Annotated in this window: 17 protein-coding genes; 12 read left to right on the top strand and 5 right to left on the bottom strand. The window is 68.4% G+C overall.

The window, feature by feature from the left end:
* Positions 1–261 precede the first annotated feature (261 nt).
* Entirely contained in the window at positions 262–660 is a 399-nt protein-coding gene (locus CSC78_RS11000) for a c-type cytochrome (RefSeq protein ID WP_162337927.1), read from the top strand.
* 7 nt (positions 661–667) lie between these two features.
* Positions 668–1,123 carry a c-type cytochrome gene (locus CSC78_RS10995; protein ID WP_162337926.1) on the top strand — a complete coding sequence of 152 codons (456 nt, stop codon included), beginning with the start codon at positions 668–670 and terminating at the stop codon, positions 1,121–1,123.
* Positions 1,124–1,298: 175 nt separating this feature from the next.
* Here CSC78_RS10995 and CSC78_RS10990 read toward each other — a convergent pair whose 3' ends face one another.
* Together CSC78_RS10990 and CSC78_RS10985 are read right to left on the bottom strand one after the other, a co-directional pair.
* Positions 1,299–2,951, bottom strand: coding sequence for a hypothetical protein (locus CSC78_RS10990; protein ID WP_162337925.1), 1,653 nt, complete (start codon positions 2,949–2,951; stop codon positions 1,299–1,301).
* A 15-nt stretch (positions 2,952–2,966) separates the two neighbouring features.
* Complete coding sequence (locus tag CSC78_RS10985) at positions 2,967–3,563, bottom strand: NfuA family Fe-S biogenesis protein (RefSeq protein WP_162337924.1); 597 nt, start codon at positions 3,561–3,563, stop codon at positions 2,967–2,969.
* A 94-nt stretch (positions 3,564–3,657) separates the two neighbouring features.
* Between CSC78_RS10985 and CSC78_RS10980 the strand changes: the two genes are divergently transcribed.
* The 4 genes from CSC78_RS10980 to CSC78_RS10965 are packed head-to-tail and all read left to right on the top strand — an operon-like array spanning position 3,658 to position 5,405.
* The gene (locus CSC78_RS10980) at positions 3,658–4,005 is read left to right on the top strand and encodes a 4a-hydroxytetrahydrobiopterin dehydratase (protein WP_162337923.1); all 348 of its coding nucleotides are present in this window, start codon (positions 3,658–3,660) and stop codon (positions 4,003–4,005) included.
* Complete coding sequence (locus CSC78_RS10975; RefSeq protein ID WP_162337922.1) at positions 4,005–4,418, top strand: energy transducer TonB; 414 nt, start codon at positions 4,005–4,007, stop codon at positions 4,416–4,418. Before CSC78_RS10980 ends, CSC78_RS10975 begins: the two co-directional genes overlap by 1 nt.
* Before the next feature lie 25 nt (positions 4,419–4,443).
* Entirely contained in the window at positions 4,444–4,869 is a 426-nt protein-coding gene (locus tag CSC78_RS10970; RefSeq protein ID WP_162337921.1) for a hypothetical protein, read from the top strand.
* Positions 4,870–4,916: 47 nt separating this feature from the next.
* Positions 4,917–5,405 carry a hypothetical protein gene (locus CSC78_RS10965; RefSeq protein WP_162337920.1) on the top strand — a complete coding sequence of 163 codons (489 nt, stop codon included), beginning with the start codon at positions 4,917–4,919 and terminating at the stop codon, positions 5,403–5,405.
* A gap of 54 nt (positions 5,406–5,459) precedes the next feature.
* Here the strand turns inward: CSC78_RS10965 and CSC78_RS10960 are convergent, their stop codons facing one another.
* Positions 5,460–6,458 (bottom strand): RluA family pseudouridine synthase, encoded by a 999-nt coding sequence (locus CSC78_RS10960; RefSeq protein ID WP_162337919.1) that lies wholly within the window; start codon positions 6,456–6,458, stop codon positions 5,460–5,462.
* A 385-nt stretch (positions 6,459–6,843) separates the two neighbouring features.
* On the opposite strand from CSC78_RS10960, the gene rne reads away from it, so the two are divergent.
* From rne to CSC78_RS19190, 3 genes are all read left to right on the top strand, one after another.
* Complete coding sequence (gene rne, locus CSC78_RS10955; protein WP_162337918.1) at positions 6,844–9,999, top strand: ribonuclease E; 3,156 nt, start codon at positions 6,844–6,846, stop codon at positions 9,997–9,999.
* A gap of 145 nt (positions 10,000–10,144) precedes the next feature.
* Positions 10,145–10,687 carry a hypothetical protein gene (locus tag CSC78_RS10950; RefSeq protein ID WP_162337917.1) on the top strand — a complete coding sequence of 181 codons (543 nt, stop codon included), beginning with the start codon at positions 10,145–10,147 and terminating at the stop codon, positions 10,685–10,687.
* A gap of 63 nt (positions 10,688–10,750) precedes the next feature.
* On the top strand, positions 10,751–10,885 hold the full coding sequence (locus CSC78_RS19190) for a hypothetical protein (RefSeq protein ID WP_274379355.1): 135 nt from the start codon (positions 10,751–10,753) through the stop codon (positions 10,883–10,885).
* Positions 10,886–11,625: 740 nt separating this feature from the next.
* Here the strand turns inward: CSC78_RS19190 and CSC78_RS10945 are convergent.
* Positions 11,626–12,273, bottom strand: a complete 648-nt coding sequence (locus CSC78_RS10945; protein ID WP_162337916.1) for a response regulator — start codon at positions 12,271–12,273, stop codon at positions 11,626–11,628.
* 188 nt (positions 12,274–12,461) lie between these two features.
* Between CSC78_RS10945 and CSC78_RS10940 the strand changes: the two genes are divergently transcribed.
* The 3 genes from CSC78_RS10940 (at position 12,462) to CSC78_RS10930 (ending at position 14,873) form a co-directional block, all read left to right on the top strand.
* Positions 12,462–13,331: a M28 family metallopeptidase gene (locus CSC78_RS10940; protein ID WP_162337915.1), complete on the top strand. Its 870-nt coding sequence runs from the start codon at positions 12,462–12,464 to the stop codon at positions 13,329–13,331.
* A 427-nt stretch (positions 13,332–13,758) separates the two neighbouring features.
* A complete protein-coding gene (locus CSC78_RS10935; protein ID WP_162337914.1) occupies positions 13,759–13,980 on the top strand; it encodes a hypothetical protein in 222 nt (73 codons plus the stop codon).
* A gap of 98 nt (positions 13,981–14,078) precedes the next feature.
* On the top strand, positions 14,079–14,873 hold the full coding sequence (locus CSC78_RS10930; RefSeq protein WP_162337913.1) for an isocitrate lyase/PEP mutase family protein: 795 nt from the start codon (positions 14,079–14,081) through the stop codon (positions 14,871–14,873).
* 402 nt (positions 14,874–15,275) lie between these two features.
* Here the strand turns inward: CSC78_RS10930 and ggpS are convergent, their stop codons facing one another.
* Positions 15,276–17,573: a glucosylglycerol-phosphate synthase gene (ggpS, locus tag CSC78_RS10925; protein ID WP_162337912.1), complete on the bottom strand. Its 2,298-nt coding sequence runs from the start codon at positions 17,571–17,573 to the stop codon at positions 15,276–15,278.
* Positions 17,574–17,763: the final 190 nt, after the last annotated feature.

The raw sequence follows: 17,763 nt of genomic DNA, 5'->3' as shown, positions 1-17,763 counted from the left end.
GGCTGCCATGCGCCGAAGGTCATGGTGACTTGCGTCGGACGTTGTGCTGCAGGCCGCTTCCACTGGAGACGCGCGGCCCCGCGACACGCCATGCGGACGTTCGATCCCGCGATGCCAGGACGCTCCCTGCCGGCGGCGGCGTCGCAGGCGCACCGCCACATGCCATGCCTGTGCGCGACATTCGGTCGCAGGCTATACTTGCGTTCAGCCAAGCGCCGCGGTGGTACGCGGCGCGCGCAACCTGAGAGTTCCACGAGAATGATGCGACTGCTTCCGCTCGCCGCTTGCCTTGCCTTGGCCGCCCTTCCGCTGGCCGCCCTGACCGCACAACAGGACCCCCAGGCCGCGCCGCCGGCGACCGAAGCTGCCGCACCGGCCACGGCGCCCGCCGCCGCACCCAAGCCGCTGGTCGGCAATGCCGACACCGGCCGCACGCTCACCTACACCTGCCAGGGCTGCCACGGCATCGTCGGCTACAAGAATGCGTATCCGAGCTTCAAGGTGCCGAAGATCGGTGGCCAGTCGGCCGACTACCTGGCCAACGCACTGACCGAGTACCGCACCGGCAACCGCAAGCACCCCACGATGCAGGCCCAGGCGCAGAGCTTCTCTGACCAGGACATCGCCGACATCGCCGCATTCCTTTCCACCGTCAAGTAAGACCACCATGCCCAACGCCAAGCACGCCCAGCGTCTAGCCATCGTCCTGTTCGCGGCCCTCGCCCTGGTGGCTTGCTCGAAGGAAAACACCGAGGCTTCGGCCGAAAACCCGGGCCATGCCAGTGGCGAACACGGTTCCAGCTCGTCGGCCGGCCTGCCCAAGGGCCACATCGCCAAGGGCGAGGAACTGGCCAAGGCGAAGGGCCAGGCCACCGGCCAGAGCTGCATCGACTGCCACGGCGCCGACGGCAATGCGCCGATCGACGACACCTACCCCAAGCTGGGTGGCCAGTACGGCGACTACCTGGCGCACGCACTGCAGGCCTACCGCAGCGGCGACCGCCAGCACGCACTGATGTCGCCGCAGGCCGCGAACCTCAGCGATCAGGACATTTCCGACCTCGCCGCCTATTTCGGTTCGCGCCCCTCGCAGCTGCGCGACCTGCACAACGTGCATCGCTGAGCGTTGTCTTCCCCTCATCGGGAAAACAGAAACGGAGCCGCAAGGCTCCGTTCCTGTTTGCGGCGACACCCGCGGCTTCTGTGGGAGCGACGCAAGTCGCGATGAACCACCGCGGCACCCCATCGCGACTTGCGTCGCTCCCGCATCGCACCGCGCACCCCTTGTCATCTCGCCATCAGCTGTCGGTCGGGATCGGCGTGCGCTTGACCGGAATCTCCGGCGGCGGCCGCGCCTTCGGCGGCTCCGGGAACAGGCTGCCCAGTCCGCACCCGCCACCGAGCTGGAGCACCGAGATCGAACACTTGAGCTTCATGTTCGTGCCGGGGATGGGGATGTCCACTTCGCGCACGTTGCGCCGCACCCATTCCGCCAGCAGCGACTCGCTGGGCACCCAGTACTTGTCGAAACTGGTCGGTTCGTAATCGTAGGGCGGCCGCTGCAGCCACGTGCCCGCCTCATCCAGCCGCTCGCGCGTCCACTGGTCGTTGCCGCCGCCAGGCGCGCCGCGTTGTGCTGTCGCCTCGCCGGCGTTGCCGGGCACGCGCAGGCTGCCGTCGGCGTTGTAGAGCCCCGCCTGGTCGCGGCCGTCGGCAGCGCTGTCGCCTGCCACGTTGCGGCGCGAATTGCCCCAGTCGTCCGTACGTGCCGGGGTGCTCCAGCCACCGGGTTTCGTCGCGGGCGCCGGGCCTGCATTGCTCGACGTCGGCGCCGTGGTGCCACGCGGTGCGGCGGTCGCCGTCGATGGTGCCCGTGTGCTCGCCGTCGAAGGCGAACTCGATGACCCCGTCGTCGACGGCGTGGTGACGGCAGGCGCTGGCGCTGGAGACGGCCGCGGCGAAGGCTCGCGGACCTCGGCCTGCCGCACATTGCGCTCCTGCGTCGCGACGGCACGCGGCGACACCTCGCGCGACGGTACCGGCACCGTGCGTACCTGCGGCGCAGGCGTGGCCATCTCGCGCTCACGGACCTCAGCGTCGCGCGTGGCCATCGCCGGCACGTCGATGGCACGCACCGGCGTATCGCGGCGCACGACGGGCGCGGTGACCGGGGCGGGAATCTCGCGGGTGGGCACACCCACCTCCCGCTGCGCCGGCTGGGTGATCTCCGGTTGGCGCGGCGTGACGGACGGCAACACGAAGGCGCGGGTCGGTTCGGCGACTTCGGTGACCTGCAAGGGTTGATCCGCGATCTCGGGTACCGGCACATCGCGCGGCGGCAGCGGCGGCACGTCCATCGCCACGGTGGGGGCCGCGACTTCCGTTGGCGGAGGCGACGATTCGCCGGGTTGCGGCTGGGGCGGCGCCGGCGTCGCCGACGGACTCGCCGCAGGCGCGGCACTCGCCGTCTGCTCGGCGCCAGTTTCGCCGGCCTGCGTCGCGCCGCCGGTTTCGTCCGGGCTGCCCTCGCCGATCATTTCCAAGCGCACGCGACTGCTGTCGCCGGCCTCGTCGGGCGGTGGCGGGATCTGCACCAGCGCCACCCACAGCAGGAACAGGAAGAACACCAGATGCAGCATGCCGCTGCTGACCGCCGCCGCCCAGCGCATCCAGCGCTCTTCGCGCGGCGGCGGCCCCCACCCCGGGTAGAACAGCGAACGCAGCGCCAGCATGCGCCCGGGCAGGAAGGGCGTGGCGCGCCTTGCCGCCGGCGCATGCGAAGCCAACACGCCGAGGATCGCATCGACCTTCTCGTTGGTGATCCTGCCGAGCCGCTCGGGCAGCGCGCGCAACCACAGGCCCCACCCGAAAGGCAGGCCGGTCTGGCGTTCGACGATGGGGGCCGCCTTGCGCGGCAGCAGGTGTGCGATGACGTCGGTGGCGTTCGTCACCGGCGGTCGGCTCCGTCAGGCCGCGTTGCCGCGCGGGATGTACGGCGCGTCGCCGGTCCCGTGGTCGGTCGCGTCGCGGACCGCGGTGACACCGGGCACGCGCGCCATCAGCGTCTTCTCGATGCCCTGCTTCAGGGTGACGTCGGCCATGCCGCAGCCGTGGCAGCCGCCACCGAAGCGCAGCCATACCACGCCATCGCCGCCCACTTCTTCCACCGCCACCCGCCCCTTGTGCGAGGCCAGCTGCGGATTGATCTCGTTGTCGATGACCCAGCGCACGCGCTCGACCAGCGAAGCCGCCTCACCGGGCGCTTCGCCCTTGATGCGCGGCGCCTTGATGGTCAGCTGGGTGCTGGCACCCTTCATGACATAGTCGATGTCGGCACCGTCCAGCCAGTGCACGCTGGCCGCATCGACGTACAGGGTGAAACCGTCGCAGTCCACCGCCCATTCGTCGCCGGCCAGGTCGCGCGGTTCGGCGAACTCCAGTCGCGCATCGGCCTGCGCCGTCCCAGGATGGACCGCGCTGAGGCGCACGCCCAGGCCAGGCAGCGCCTCGCGTTCGATCAGCTTGCGGAAGTGCGCCTGCGCGCTGTCGGAAATCTGGATCATGCGGCTATTCTAGCCGCCAGCCCGACGGGCATTCACGTTCACTGACCGGTCGTCGCACTTCGTTCAGACTGGTCGCCCCCGCAGGAGAGCCGCCATGTCCGACCTGATCCCCCTGGCCCGCGCGCGCTGCGTGCCGTTGCGCGGCAGCGAACACCGCCTGCCGCCGGCCCGCATCGCCGAACTGCTGCCCCAGATTCCCGGCTGGGAGCTGGCAGAGGAAGGCCACGCGCTGCTGCGCACGTTCCCGTTCGACAACTACTACGAGACCATGGCGTTCGTGAACGCCCTCGCCTTCATCGCGCATGCCGAAGACCACCATCCGGATCTTGGCGTGCACTACAACCGCGCGGTCGTGCGCTATTCCACGCACGACGTCGGCGGCCTGAGCGAGAACGACTTCATCTGCGCGGCCAAGGCCAGCGCCTTGCTGGGAGAATCCTGATGGGACGTCGTATCCCCGTATCACCGATGCTGCTGCTCGCCGGCGTGTTCGCCCTGTCGGCGTGCACGAAGAAGGCGGAAGAGGCCGCCGCGCCGCTCATCGCACCGACCGAACTGGCCGCGATCGACACCCCGCCGCCTGCCTACCCGGCCGAGGCCGAGTGCAACAGCGAGGGCGGCACCACCGTACTGCGCGTGACCATCGAGAAGGACGGCGTGCCAGCCCGCGTTGCCCAGGTACAGAGCAGTGGCAATGCCGCGCTCGACAAGGCCGCGCTGGCGGCCGTGCAGACCTGGAAGTTCCGCGCCGCCACGCGCAATGGTCAGCCGGTCACCCACACGATCAACGTGCCGGTGACGTTCCCGCCGGTGCTGGAAAAGCCGACGCGCTGCTTCGCCCAGGGCGCGGGCTGAGATCGGTCATACGGGCACCCTCCCCGTGCGCACGCAAGCCCGTTTCCGGACAACCTTGTTCTCGCCGCTGAGTGACGACGCGGACCAGACGGAACTGGGTCGCGAATGGGCCGAGTGGCTCTGCGCAGCACTTCCGGTGGGCATGCAGGCCGACTCCATGGACGAGGATTGGGGCTACAGGATCCTCTTCGGGAACCCTCTCCTGAATGCAAGGGTATCCATCTGCTGTGGCTACGTCGGAGACGATCAATGGTCCTGCCTGTGTGAACCCTATCGCTCCTTCACCGATAAGCTGTTCAAGCGTCCTCTCCCTGTAGCGGAGATGCGGACGGTGGTACTCGCAATCGATGCCCTGCTCTCCGACAACCCTCACTTCACCGATGTCGAGTGGTTTGCCGTCGACGCGCAACTGCAGGAAATCGATCACGCTCCACGTGCATTCGCCTCTTAATGGACCAGGACTGACAGCCCCATCGCGCTGCAAGGGAAGGAACCCAAATGAGATTCCAACTAGAGCTGTCCGCCAGTTGGACAGTGAAATACGCGAGCAACGCGGAGGCCGGCTGGAGGTTCGATCCGCGCAAGGGCGTGTGGTGGCTGAAGCTCGTCCGGATCGAGCAACTCTTCGATGAGGCGATATCTACCTTGTCCTTCGGTGAATCCATCGATACCTATGTTTTCGGGTTCGAGATTCTGGATACCTCCGAGGGTTTCGGATTCGAAAATACCCGCGACTACGTCAGCTATCGCCCCAAGATGAGACTACTGCTGTCGGTCGGACAGGTGGACTGGCCGGACGTTCGATTCCTCACCCCTGCCGCGCAGTGGGATGTCTTCAAGCAGTCGCTGCTGGGTTCCATCCACCGCGCCGCAGCCGCCAAGCGGAAGCCCCAGGATTTCGACCTCCAGGCGTTCCATTCCACGGTCACGCGCGTGCTTGAAGGACTGGATCCCCAAGACTTCACGGCCTCGATGGATGTCGCCTGACGCCCCTTCGTGTTCCGTCCATCCCCATCCTGCAGCACGACCTGGTGATGGCGCTCAGCCCAACCGCTCCAGCGCGTCCGCCAGATCCTCGGCCAGCGGCGCGCTGAGCACGTACGGTGTCCTGCCACCGTCGAGCGCGAACTGCAGCGAGGCGGCATGCAGGAACAACCGCTTCAGGCCCACCTGCTCGCGCAGGCGCTTGTTGACCGCCGGGTCACCGTACTTGTCATCGCCCGCCACGGGATGGCCGATGTGCTGGGCATGCACGCGGATCTGGTGGGTGCGGCCGGTCTCGATGCGGACCTCGCAGTACGAGTGCCCGCCACGCCGCTCCAGCACGCGGAAGTGGCTCAGCGATTCCTTGCCGTCACGATGCACCTGCACGTGGCGCTCGCCGCCCTGGCGCAGGCCGATGTGCAGCGCCGCGTCCACGCTCATCACGCCATCCGGCATGCGGCCGACCAGCAGGGTCAGGTAGCGCTTCTCGATGCCGCGGGTGCCGTCTTCGCTGTCCTCGCGCAGCAGCGCCTGCAGTTCGGACAGGGCCGAGCGCTTCTTGGCCATCACCAGCAGGCCGGAGGTGTCGCGGTCCAGCCGGTGCACCAGTTCCAGCGTCTGGTTCGGCCTCAGCGCGCGCATCGTCTCGATGGCGCCGTGGCTGATGCCGCTGCCGCCGTGGCTGGCGACGCCGGTCGGCTTGTTGATGACCAGCAGGCGCTCGTCCTCGAACACGATGGACGCCTCCATCCGCTTCAGGAAGCCGCTTGGCGGCGCGACCTTGTCTCCCACTTCGACGAGACTCACGGGCGGAATCCGGACCTCATCGCCGCCTTCCAGCTTCCGTTCGGCCTTGGCCCGGCCCCCGTTCACCCGCACCTGGCCGCTGCGCACCAGCTTGTAGACCAGGCTGCGCGGCGCGCCTTTCAGCTGCCCCAGGAGGAAGTTGTCCAGCCGCTGCCCGCCCCGGTCTTCCGGCACCGTGACCGTCCGCACGGCGGTCTTGGCGCCTGCAGCCGGCTTCTCGGAGGGGGGACTGGGGTTGGAGCCATTCATTCTGTTACACTCGGAGCGCGAGATAAGGGTTTGATTTCGCAGGGAGTTGCAGTTGGGCCAGAAGCCCGTCTCCCCGCGATTCCGGCAAGTGCGCGGCCACCGCCCCAGGGGCGGCCATGTTAGCGGCTGATCGGCAGGCCCGGATACCGCCGGGTGCGTGACGGCACCTGATGCTGAACATGTCCCGCGTGGCGCCCCCTCCCAAGGGAAGCTGCCTCCGGCCCCGCAACACCTATTAGAAAGAAAGCGCTCCCGCGGCCTGCCGTGGTGTCGTAGCGCTGGAAACCCGAAGCCGCCCCGCTGCGCCTGCGCAAGGGGCGGTGCAACGTTCCAGAAGCGAAACCCCATGGCGTTCCGCGCGGTAGCAGCGCGCGAGGAACGCACAATGAAACGCATGTTGATCAACGCCACGCAGGCCGAAGAGCTGCGCGTGGCCATCGTCGACGGTCAGACCCTGTACGACATCGATATCGAACAGCCGTCGAAGGAACAGAAGAAGTCCAACATCTACAAGGGCCGCATCACCCGGCTCGAGCCCTCCCTGGAAGCCGCCTTCGTCGACTACGGCGCCGACCGCCATGGCTTCCTGCCACTGAAGGAAATCTCCCGCGATTACTTCCAGGCCGGCGTCGACCACAACAAGGCCGGCATCCGCGAGCTGCTGAAGGAAGGCCAGGAAGTCGTCGTCCAGGTGGACAAGGACGAACGCGGCAACAAGGGCGCCGCCCTGACCACGTTCATCTCGCTGGCCGGCCGCTACATGGTGCTGATGCCGAACTCGCCCACCGCCGGTGGCGTGTCGCGCCGCATCGAGGGCGACGACCGTGCGGAGCTGAAGAAGGCGATGGACGCGCTGGCCATCCCCGACGACATGGGCGTGATCATCCGCACCGCTGGCGTCGGCCGCGACGCCGAAGAGCTGCAGTGGGACCTGGACTACCTGCTGAGCGTCTGGAAAGCCATCGCCGAAGCCGCACTGACCAAGCCGGCCCCGTTCCTGATCTACCAGGAAAGCCGCCTGATCGTACGCGCCCTGCGCGACTACCTGCGCAGCGACGTGGGCGAAATTCTGGTCGACACCGACGAGCTGTACGAGACCGCCCGCGAGTTCATGCAGCAGGTCATGCCGCACAACCTGCGCAAGCTGAAGCCTTACAAGGACGACATCCCGCTGTTCAACCGCTTCCAGATCGAATCGCAGATCGAGGGCGCCTATGAACGCAACGTCCGCCTGCCCTCCGGCGGCTCCATCGTGGTCGACCAGACCGAGGCGCTGACCGCCATCGACGTCAACTCGGCGCGCGCCACCAAGGGCGGCGACATCGAGGAGACCGCGTTCCACACCAACATGGAAGCGGCTGAGGAAGTGGCCCGCCAGCTGCGCCTGCGCGACCTGGGCGGCCTGGTGGTGATCGACTTCATCGACATGTCGAGCAACAAGCACCAGCGCGAAGTCGAGAACAAGCTGCAGAACGCGCTGAAGTACGACCGCGCCCGCGTGCAGATCGGCCGCATCTCGCGCTTCGGCCTGCTGGAGATGAGCCGCCAGCGCCTGCGTCCGTCGCTGGGCGAGTCCAGCCAGATCGTCTGCCCGCGTTGCGAAGGCCATGGCCGCATGCGCAGCGTCGAATCGCTGTCGCTGTCGATCATCCGCGTGGCCGAAGAGCACGCGATGAAGGACAACACCGGGCAGGTGCTGATCCAGGCTCCGCTCGAGATCGCCAACTTCCTGCTCAACGAGAAGCGCAGCGCGCTGCGCGAGATCGAGCAGCGCCACGACGCGCCGGTCATCATCGTCGCCGACGAAGCGCTGCACACGCCGCACTACGAAGTCACCCGCATCCGCGAGAATGAGCTCGGCGAAGAAAGCAGCAAGCCCAGCTACCATCGCGGCACCCAGCGCAAGCTGCCGGTGCATGCGCTGACCAAGGCGCAGCTCAACATCCCGGCCGCGCCCGCCGTCACCCACGTCAAGCACACGCAGCCGGCCCCGGTGCGCGAAGAGCGCGAGGCGCCGGCACCGGTGGCCGCACCGGCTCCGGCCGTGGCGCCGGTCGTCGTCGCCGCGCCCGCCTCGGGCGGCGTCGTCGGCTTCTTCAAGCGCCTGTTCGGTGGTGGCGAAGCCGCGGCCCCTGCCCCGCAGGCGCGTCCGCAGCAGGACAACCGCCAGCGCAACGACCGCAACGGCAACGGCCGTCGCGAGAACCGCGACAACCGCGGCCAGCAGAACCAGGGCCGGGGCGGCAAGCAGGACAACAACCGCCGCGACGAGCGCAGCAAGGGCGAGAAGCAGCAGGGCGGCAACGCCCAGCAGCAGAAGCCGCGCAACGAGCAGCAAGGCCAGAAGCAACAGAAGCCGCAGGGCCAGCCGCAGAACGGCCAGGGCAACGCGCCTCAGCAGCCCAAGGCACCCAGGCAGCCGCAGGGCCAGCAGGGTGGCAAGCCGCAGCAGGACGGTCAGGGCCAGCGCCAGCCGCGCGCGCCGCAACAGGACGCGCCCGCCAAGCCGGCCGCGCCGGTTGCCGCCGATGCGGTGACGACGGCCGCCGCCGTGGTCGTCGCCACGCAGGACACCGCCGTGCGGACCGCCCCCGCCGTTGCCCCGACGCCGGTCGCAGCAACCGACGTACCGGCGATCGATACCGAGGCGACGCAGGTCGCCACGGTCGCGGTCGACGGTGAGGCCGCGCCTTCCGCCGAGGGCGACACCGGCGAAGGTGGCCGCCGCCGCCGTGGCCGTCGTGGTGGCCGTCGCCGCCGCCGCGGCAATGGCGAAGCCGGTGCCGCGGGCGAAGAAGGCGCGCTGGCCGATGACTTGGGCAGCGATGACGACACCCCGGTCGCCGACCGTTCGCAGCCGGAGTTCGACTTCGACGACGAAGAGCCGGCCATCGCCACGCCGCGTGCGCCGAAGCCGCAACCGGCCGCGCCGGTGGCCGCTGCCGCGGTCGCTGCGCCCGTCGCCGACGCGACGCCGGCCGTCGTGCCCGCCCCGGTCGTGGTCGAGACCGTCGCGGCCACCGAGGTGATCGAGGAAGTGAAGGCCGAAGCCGCACGCGTCCAGCCCGAAGTGACCGCCACGGTGCAGCAGGAAGTACCGGCTGCCGCCGCCATCGTCGACACGGTCAAGGCCGAGATCGCCGCCGAACCGGCTCCCGTCGCCGTCGAGCCCGTGATCGTCGCCGCGGTCGAAGCACCGACGCCGGTCGTCGCCGCGGTCGAGACCGTGGAACCGGTCGTGGAGACCCCCGTCGTCGTCGCCGTGAGAAATGAGCCCGTGCAGATCGACCTCGTCGACGCTGTCAACGAGGCGACCGCGGAAGCCGAGACGCCCGTCGAAGCCGCCGTGCCGACGCCGGCCGCACCGAAGCCTGTCAGCGCGCCGGCCACCGGCTCGCTGTTCTTCGTCGCCGATGCGGACACGCCGCCGTCGATCACGCGCAGCCTGTTCGAGCCGGCGTTCACGCCGGTCAAGCCGGCCGGCGAGGTCGCCCAGGGCGACAAGCACGACGACGACGGCAACGAGGAACGCAGCGCCTGACGCAAGGCGCTTCGTCGAAGCAGCAGGAAAACACTGGCCGCGCAAGCGGCCAGTGTCGTTTTCAGCCCCCGGCTCCGCGCGGGTTGGCAAGACTCCAGCGAGGCGACTACAGTCCGTCCATGTTCCCAGTGCATGGATGCCTGTCATGAAGCGAACCACCCTGCCCGCGTGTGCGACGTTTGTCCTGATCGCCACGGCCACCCTGCTTTCCGCGCTGCCGTTCCAGGCGGGCGCCCAGCAACGCAGCGTCCGCGGATGGGCCGACGGGCCTTATCAGGTGAAAGGCACGGGCGGCGCGCAGTCGCTTCTGTTCGAGTGGAAGTTCCTCGATGTCTACTGCATCGACATGCCGCCGCTCCGACCGGCCAGGGATGTCGTCCACGGCACACTGGGCGGCGGCGCGATCTCGTTCTACCGCCTGCGATACGAGAACGACCTGAGTGCCTATGTGGTGACCTCCACCGTACCGAAGGATCGCAGCCCGGCCGACGAGTACCGGATCCTGCTGCAGCACGAGTACGACACCGCGCGCGCCGTCGCGGCGGTGGCTTCGGCGGAACGGTACCGCGTCGACACCGGCACATCGTCCTTCGGCCCCACGGTGCGGATGCGCCTGCTGAACCTCGGCGACGACGATCCCGATGAACCCTTTCCCGTCGCGCGACCCCTGCTGAACGCACCCGAGTAACCGCTGCGCTCGCTCTCCGTCCACCGTCTGTTCGTGCATGGCGGCAGCCGCTACGAGATCGCCGTGCTGGGCGTTCCCACCGACGGCGAGACGCGTGCCGCGCTGGAGTCACGCGCTACCCGGCTTGCCGACACCATGGTGGACTCACTGCAGACCTGCACTGCGGCGATGGAAGCGAAGGCGCAGCCTGCGCGCTAGAGCGCACACTCGCGTGCTCGCAATGGATTCCAGCGTGCGCTGGAATGACGCACCTGCCCTGATCGACAACCCCGCCGTCGTCCCAGCGAACGCTGGGACCCATCTTGCTCTTTCATCGAGCAGCGCGGCTCGCACAGGCAGTGGATTCCGGCGTGACGTGCGTCTGTTGAAAGCCGTTGGAATGAGGCGCACAGTCGAACCAGCGACTCCGCCGTCGTCCCAGCAAAAGTTGGGACCCGTCTTACTCTTTCATCGAGCAGCGCGGCTCGCATAGGCGATGGATTCCAGCGTTCGCTGGAATGACGCACCTGCGCTGATCGACAACCCCGCCGTCGTCCCAGCGAAAGTTGGGACCCGTCTTACTCTTTCATCGAGCAGCGCGGCTCGCATAGGCAATGGTTTCCAGCGTTCGCTGGAATGACGGGTCACGGTCGAACCGGCCACTCCGCCGTCGTCCCAGCGAACGCTGGGACCCATCTTGCTCCTCCATCGAGCAGCGCGGCTCGCACAGGCAGTGTATTCCGGCGTGACCAGACCTGCGTCTGTTGAAAGCCGCTGGAATGACGCACCTGCGCTGATCGACAACCCCGCCGTCGTCCCAGCGAACGCTGGGACCCATCTTGCTCCTTCATTGAGCAGTGCGGCTCACACAGGCAATGGATTCCATGCGTGACCAGACGTGCGTCTGTTGAAAGCCGCTGGAATGACGGGACAGGGTTCCGACGCCTGCGAACACCCGCTCAGAGCGCGCGCGTCGGATCCATCAGGCCCCACTGCGCGGCCAGGCGCGCCAGGGCGATGTTGTCCTGCACGCCTGTCTTCTCGAACAGGCGCGTCTTGTGCGTGTTCACCGTCTTCGCGCTCAGATTGAGGCGACGGGCGATCTCTTCCTGGCGCAGGCCCTGGGTGAGCAGCATGGCCACTTCCAGTTCGCGCGGCGACAGCGCGTCGAACGGCGATGCGTCGCCACCGACCGTATGCAACGCCAGGTTCTGCGCCACGTTGCTGCCCAGGTAGCGCTTGCCGCGCGCCACGTCGCGCACGGCACGGATCAGTTCCGCCGCATCGCCGGCCTTGCCGAGGTAACCGGATGCGCCGGCTTCCAGCAGGCGCTTGGGCAGCGGACCGTCCTCCAGCACCGACACGATGATGACGCGCACGCCGATGTCGGCGCGCACGATGCGTTCCGTCACTTCCAGTCCGCTGTAGCCGGGCAGGTGCAGGTCGCACAGCACCACGTCGGGTTTCAGCTGCCGCACCAGCGGCAGTGCCGCCTCGCCGGTCTCCGCCTCGCCCACCACGTCGATCTCGGTATCGGTGCCGAGGATCAGGCGCAGGCCGGTGCGCACCAGGGCGTGGTCGTCGATCAGGAAAACGCGGATGGTCATGGATAACGGCTGCCTTCGAGGGACGGATCGAGCGTAGGCGGGCCGTCCGTCGCCGCGCAATTAACATTGTATCGGGTGCGGGTGCGCTACATGCGTGTACATCCGTCGAGGCCGGGCGCGCCCTGCGGCATACTCGGCGCCTCACCGCGCGTTCCGCTGCGCGCTCCATCGTCATAGGGGGTTCCACCATGCATCACGTCCGCCGCAGCCTGCGCTGCGCCCTGCTCCTTTCCGTGTTCGCCAGCGTGCCGGCCTGGGCCGACGACGTGTCCGGCCGCTGGCACGGCCAGGTCGAAGCGATCAGCGCGCACGGCGACACGACCGGGCGTGGCGACGCCATCGTCCGGCGCCTCGATGCGCTCGGCATCGCCTGGAAGCGCGAAGCATTCGAACGCGATGGCCAGGCCGGCGAGAACCTCGTCGCCGACCTCGGCGGTCCCGACAAGGCGCCCCTGCTGCTGATCGGCGCGCACTACGACAAGGTCGCCATCGGCCATGGCGCCACCGACAACGCTTCGGGCGTGGCCGCCGTGCTGGAACTCGCGCAGGCATTGAAGGCCAAACCCCTCGAACACCACCGCGTGCAGGTGGTGTTCTGGGACCTGGAAGAGAAAGGCCTGCTCGGCGCGCATGCCTGGGTCGCCACCGCCGGCCGCGAGCAGCCCGCCCTGTACGTCAACTTCGACGTGTTCGGCTGGGGCGACACGCTGTGGATGATGGCACCGGACAGCGGCACGCCGTTCGTCGCCGCGCTGCGTGCCGCCAGTGGGACGGAAAAGCTCGGCTTCGCGCCCGGCGACAAGTACCCGCCCACCGACCACCTGGCCTTCCTCAAGGCGGGCTGGCCGGCGGTCTCGTTCTCGCTGGTCGGCGGCGACGAGATCGACCCGATCCTCGCGGTCTTCGGCGGCGGCAAGCCGGCGCAGGTGCCCAAGGTGATGCAGGTGATCCACAGCGAGCGCGACACCACCGCCGAACTCGACGCCTCGCGCGTGGACGACGCGCTGCGCGTGGTGGAACAGGGCCTGCGTGCCTGGGACCACCAGAACGCGCACTGATCGGTTTCCTTGTGCCGGACACACGAACGGGCCCTTGCGGGCCCGTTTGCGTTTGCGGCGAGAACACGCCTGGCTCTCCGGGCGGCGACGATGTCGGACTCGCGGTCCACCGCCAGGCGCAGCACGGAACAGGGGGTGTCCGGGAAGCTGCGTTCGGTTCTCTCGTGGTGCCCTGGGTGTCAGCCTTGCGACTCGGAAGCAGGGTTTGCGCGGGAGGCAGAGGGGGTGGATCCGCCGGCCCGACCACTGCGCGCTTTTTTACGGTCGTCCATGCGAAGGCCGCGTGTAGACCGTTCAGCCGGACCGCACAGTTTTCTCACGCAGCGTGCACGCCGCTTAACCCTGGCGAACGGCAGGCTGCGTCTATGCATCGACGTCACGGAATGCCCCGTACGTTGTTCCACAGACACCATGTTTCCCGCTCGCCATGATGACCTTCGACCTGTTCCACACACCGTCCGATGACGGCACCTACGAGTTGTCCATCAACGAGTCGCCGCCCCTGCACTTCTCCACCCCCGGCGCCGCGCTCGGATACGCCGTCAAGCTCGCCAACCAGCGCCACCGGCAGGGCCTGGACTACGCCATCAACATCGAAGGCGGCGACGGGCGCTGGCGGTTGTTCGAAGGCTGGCGCCTCTGCGCCTGAGCCGCGGCCAGAGGCGCAACGTCCCTGTCCGCATGTGGTGAGTCCGCCCGCCACGGGCGTGGCACCCTGTCGTCCCTTCTGACGACACCCCGGACGCCATGACCACCGCCGCACGTTTCCGCGCCCTGCATACCCGGGGCCTGCTCCGCCTGGCCAACGCCTGGGATGCAGGCACTGCCCGCCTGATCGAACACCTCGGCGCGCCCGCCGTCGCCACCACCAGTGCCGGACTCGCGTGGGCGCAGGGTTATCCCGATGGCGATGCCCTCGACGTCGATGCCCTGCTGCATGCCGTCGCCGGCATCGCCCGCGTCATCGAGGTGCCGTTGACGGTCGATGTCGAAGGCGGCTACGCGGACCATCCCGACACCGTCGCCGGGATCGTCCTGCGCGTGGCGCACGCCGGTGCCGCCGGGATCAACCTCGAGGACGGTGCCGGCGATCCGGCCGTGCTGGCGGCCAAGATCCGCGCCATCCGCCAAGCCTGCACCGCACAGGGCGTGGACGTCTTCATCAACGCGCGTACCGACGTCTACCTGCGCGGACTGGCCGAGGATGGCATGCGCGTCGACGAAACCCTCCGGCGCGCCGCGGCCTATCGCGAGGCCGGCGCCGACGGCCTGTTCGTGCCCGGACTGGTCGACGCCGACGCCATCCGCGCGATCGCCGCGGACTGCAGCCTGCCGCTCAACGTGATGCTGCGCCCGCAACTGCAGGACCTCGCCGCGCTCGAAGCCCTCGGCGTGCGGCGCGTCAGCACCGGATCGGCCCTCGCCGAGTCCATGTACGGACGACTGGCCACGCAGGTCGGCACCTTCCTGCGCGACGACCGCACCGCCCTGCCCGACCCGCAGGCGATGGGCTACGGCGCGGTCAACGGCCTGTTCGGTTGATCCATGACGGCAGGTAGGATTTTTCCTACAGCACACCGAGACATCGCCCGACTGCGAATGTGAATGCCCTGCGCGACGATGCATGCGTCCCCGGCAGCACGCCCTGCGCAGTCCAGGAATGGACGCTCTGCAATGGAACACGGGCGCTGCCTTGAGCAAGCAGCACTGCCGGAGCCGGGGACTCCCCCTTTCAGACCCGACCTGGTTGGCCGGGTTTTCTTTTGCCCGCGCTCAGCGGGCCCACAGCTCGGGCGCCTGCGCCAACCCGAGCAGCACCAGCGCGGCGGCCGCGATCAGCAACCAGGCCATGCTCCGCACGACCAGCATCCGCATCGCGTGTCTCCTGTCCCCTGTGTGACTCGACTATCTCCACGTAAACGCGGCGAGTCAAACGTAAATGCATTAAGCCGCGATCGCCGGGTGCGGCTCCGCGGTCGTCGTGCCGTCCGTGCCGCGTGCCGCCGCCAGGAATTCGCGGCCCCAGCGCGACAGGTCGTGGTGGCGCACGATGTCGAACAACCGGCGCTGGCGATCTTCGCGTTCGCCCGGTGTCATCACCAGTGCCTGCCGCAACGTGCGCGCCATGTCGGCCGGATCGTGCGGGTTGGTCAGCACGGCGCCCTTCAACTCCGCCGCCGCGCCGGCGAACTCCGACAACACCAGCACGCCGTCGCCGCCCTCCAGGCCCTGCACGGCGACGAACTCCTTCGCCACCAGGTTCAGGCCATCGCGCAGTGGCGTGATCCACATGACATCGGCCGCGGCGTAGTGCGCCACCACGTCGGCGAACGGCAGCACACGCGAGAAGAAGCGCACCGGCGTCCAGTCCAGCTGCGACAGCCGGCCGTTGATGCGGCCCACCGCCTGCTCGATCTGCTGCTGCAGCGGGCGGTACACGGTCATCTCCTTGGCCGCCGGCACGCAGACCAGCACCAGCGTCACCTCGCCGCGCAGTTCCGGCGACTCGTCCAGCAGGCGCTCGAACGCATGCAACTTCTGCAGGATGCCCTTGGTGTAGTCCAGCCGCTCGATCGACAGCACCAGCTTGCGCCGGCCGATTTCGTCGCGGATGCGCACGATGTCGTCGGCTACCTGCTCTGTCTCCAGGCAGTCCCGGATGCGGCCCACGTCGGTGCCGATCGGATGCGCGCCGATGCGCACCGTGCGTCCGTCGATGCGCAACTCGGTGGCCATGTCTTCAACGCCCACGGCGCAGCCGAAGGTCAGGAAGCGCGGCGCGCACGACGCGCGTTGCGTCACTTCCACCGGGAACGTGCTGCGCACCGCGTCGGTGAAGTTCTCCGCATGGCGCGGGATGTGGAAGCCCACGTAGTCGCAGGCCAGCAGGCTGCCGAGGATCTCGCGACGCCACGGCAGGATCGCGAAGATGTCCGCCGACGGGAACTGCGTGTGGTGGAAGAAGGCGATCTTCACGTCCGGGCGGAGTTCGCGCAGCACCGACGGCACCATCCACAGGTTGTAGTCGTGCAGCCAGACCGTCGCGCCCGGCGCGGCCTCGGCAGCGGCGGCTTCGGCGAAGCGGCGGTTGACGCGCTTGAAGAGTTCCCAGTCGTCTTCGTTGAAGCGCGCGCGCTCCCAGAAGCTGTTGATCACCGGCCAGAACGCTTCCTTCGAGAAGCGCTTGTAGAACACGTCCACCTCGTGCTTCGTCAGCGGTACGTGGGTCGCCGTGAGGCCGGGATAGCGCTCGGCATCCACCGGGGCGCGCGCCTCGATCGGCGGCGCCTTCGGATCGTCCACCGTCCACGCCACCCACGAACCGGGCTGGCCTTCGCCGAAGAAGCTGAGCAGGCTGGGGATGATGCCGTTGGGCGAGCTGTGCGGCTTGCGCACGCGCTGGCCATCGACGATGTGTTCCTCGTACGGCAGGCGGTGGTAGACCATCACCAGTTCGGCCTTGCCGGGCGGATGCGGCGTGGGCAGGTAGTCGTCGGCATCGAGCAGCGCGAAATGCGCCATCGCCTGCAAGATGCCGCCGCACCCGGGAGCCTCCGCATGCAGCACGTTGTCCATGCCGGCGGTGGCGGCCACCAGCGCCGGTTCCGATTCGCCCACGCAGACGCCGGGGAAGCCTTCGCCATACATCGACAGGTCGTTGAGCGTGTCACCGGCGACCAGCACGCGCGACGGGTCCAGCGCCAGTTCGTCCACCAGCGCGGTCAGCGTGCTGCCCTTGCGCGTTTCCCGCGGCAGGATGTCCAGGTAGCGGTCGGCCGAATACAGCACCTCGCAGCCCAGGGAGGCGGCGACGGCTTCCACGTCCGTCTGGATCGTGGACAGCTGTTCCGGATGGCAGTAGTACGAGCAGCGGCGTTCCTGCGGCACTTCCTGGCGCACCAGCATCGGGAACCGGCGCATGGCCTCGGCGACCACGTGCTCACCCGGCCAGCGCGCTTCGATCTGCGACTGCAGCGGCTGGATCGGCTGCATGTCGGCGGTGCGCAGCACGGTGGCGCCGACATCGCAGATGACGTAATCGGGTGTGGGCAGGCCGGGATCGGCGAGCAGCGGCAGGATCGCTTCACGGCCGCGACCGGTGACCCACGCCAGCTTGACGTCGGGATGCGCGTCGACCAGGTGGTACAGGCGCTTGCGCGCGTCCGGATCGCCGGCCAGGAAGGTGCCGTCGAGGTCGGTGGCGAGAAGAAAAGGTGGCGTGGGTTGTTTCAACAGGCTCATGCAGGTGCACTCCAGAGTGGGGAGATGCCGCGCACAAGGCACGACGCGAAGGCGTCCAGGGACGCCGGCGGGGAGAGTCATCGCATCGGAAGAAGGCGCCGCCATCGGGCGCAGGAAAACAGGGTGCCGCGTGCCAGGCACGCTGCGCGCAGAAGCGCTGCAGATGTGCGTCCTTCCCCGAAGCATGGAC

The organism is Pseudoxanthomonas japonensis, from assembly GCF_010093445.1.
Classification (GTDB): Bacteria; Pseudomonadota; Gammaproteobacteria; order Xanthomonadales; family Xanthomonadaceae; genus Pseudoxanthomonas_A; species Pseudoxanthomonas_A japonensis.
This window is presented reverse-complemented; position numbering and strand designations above follow the sequence as displayed.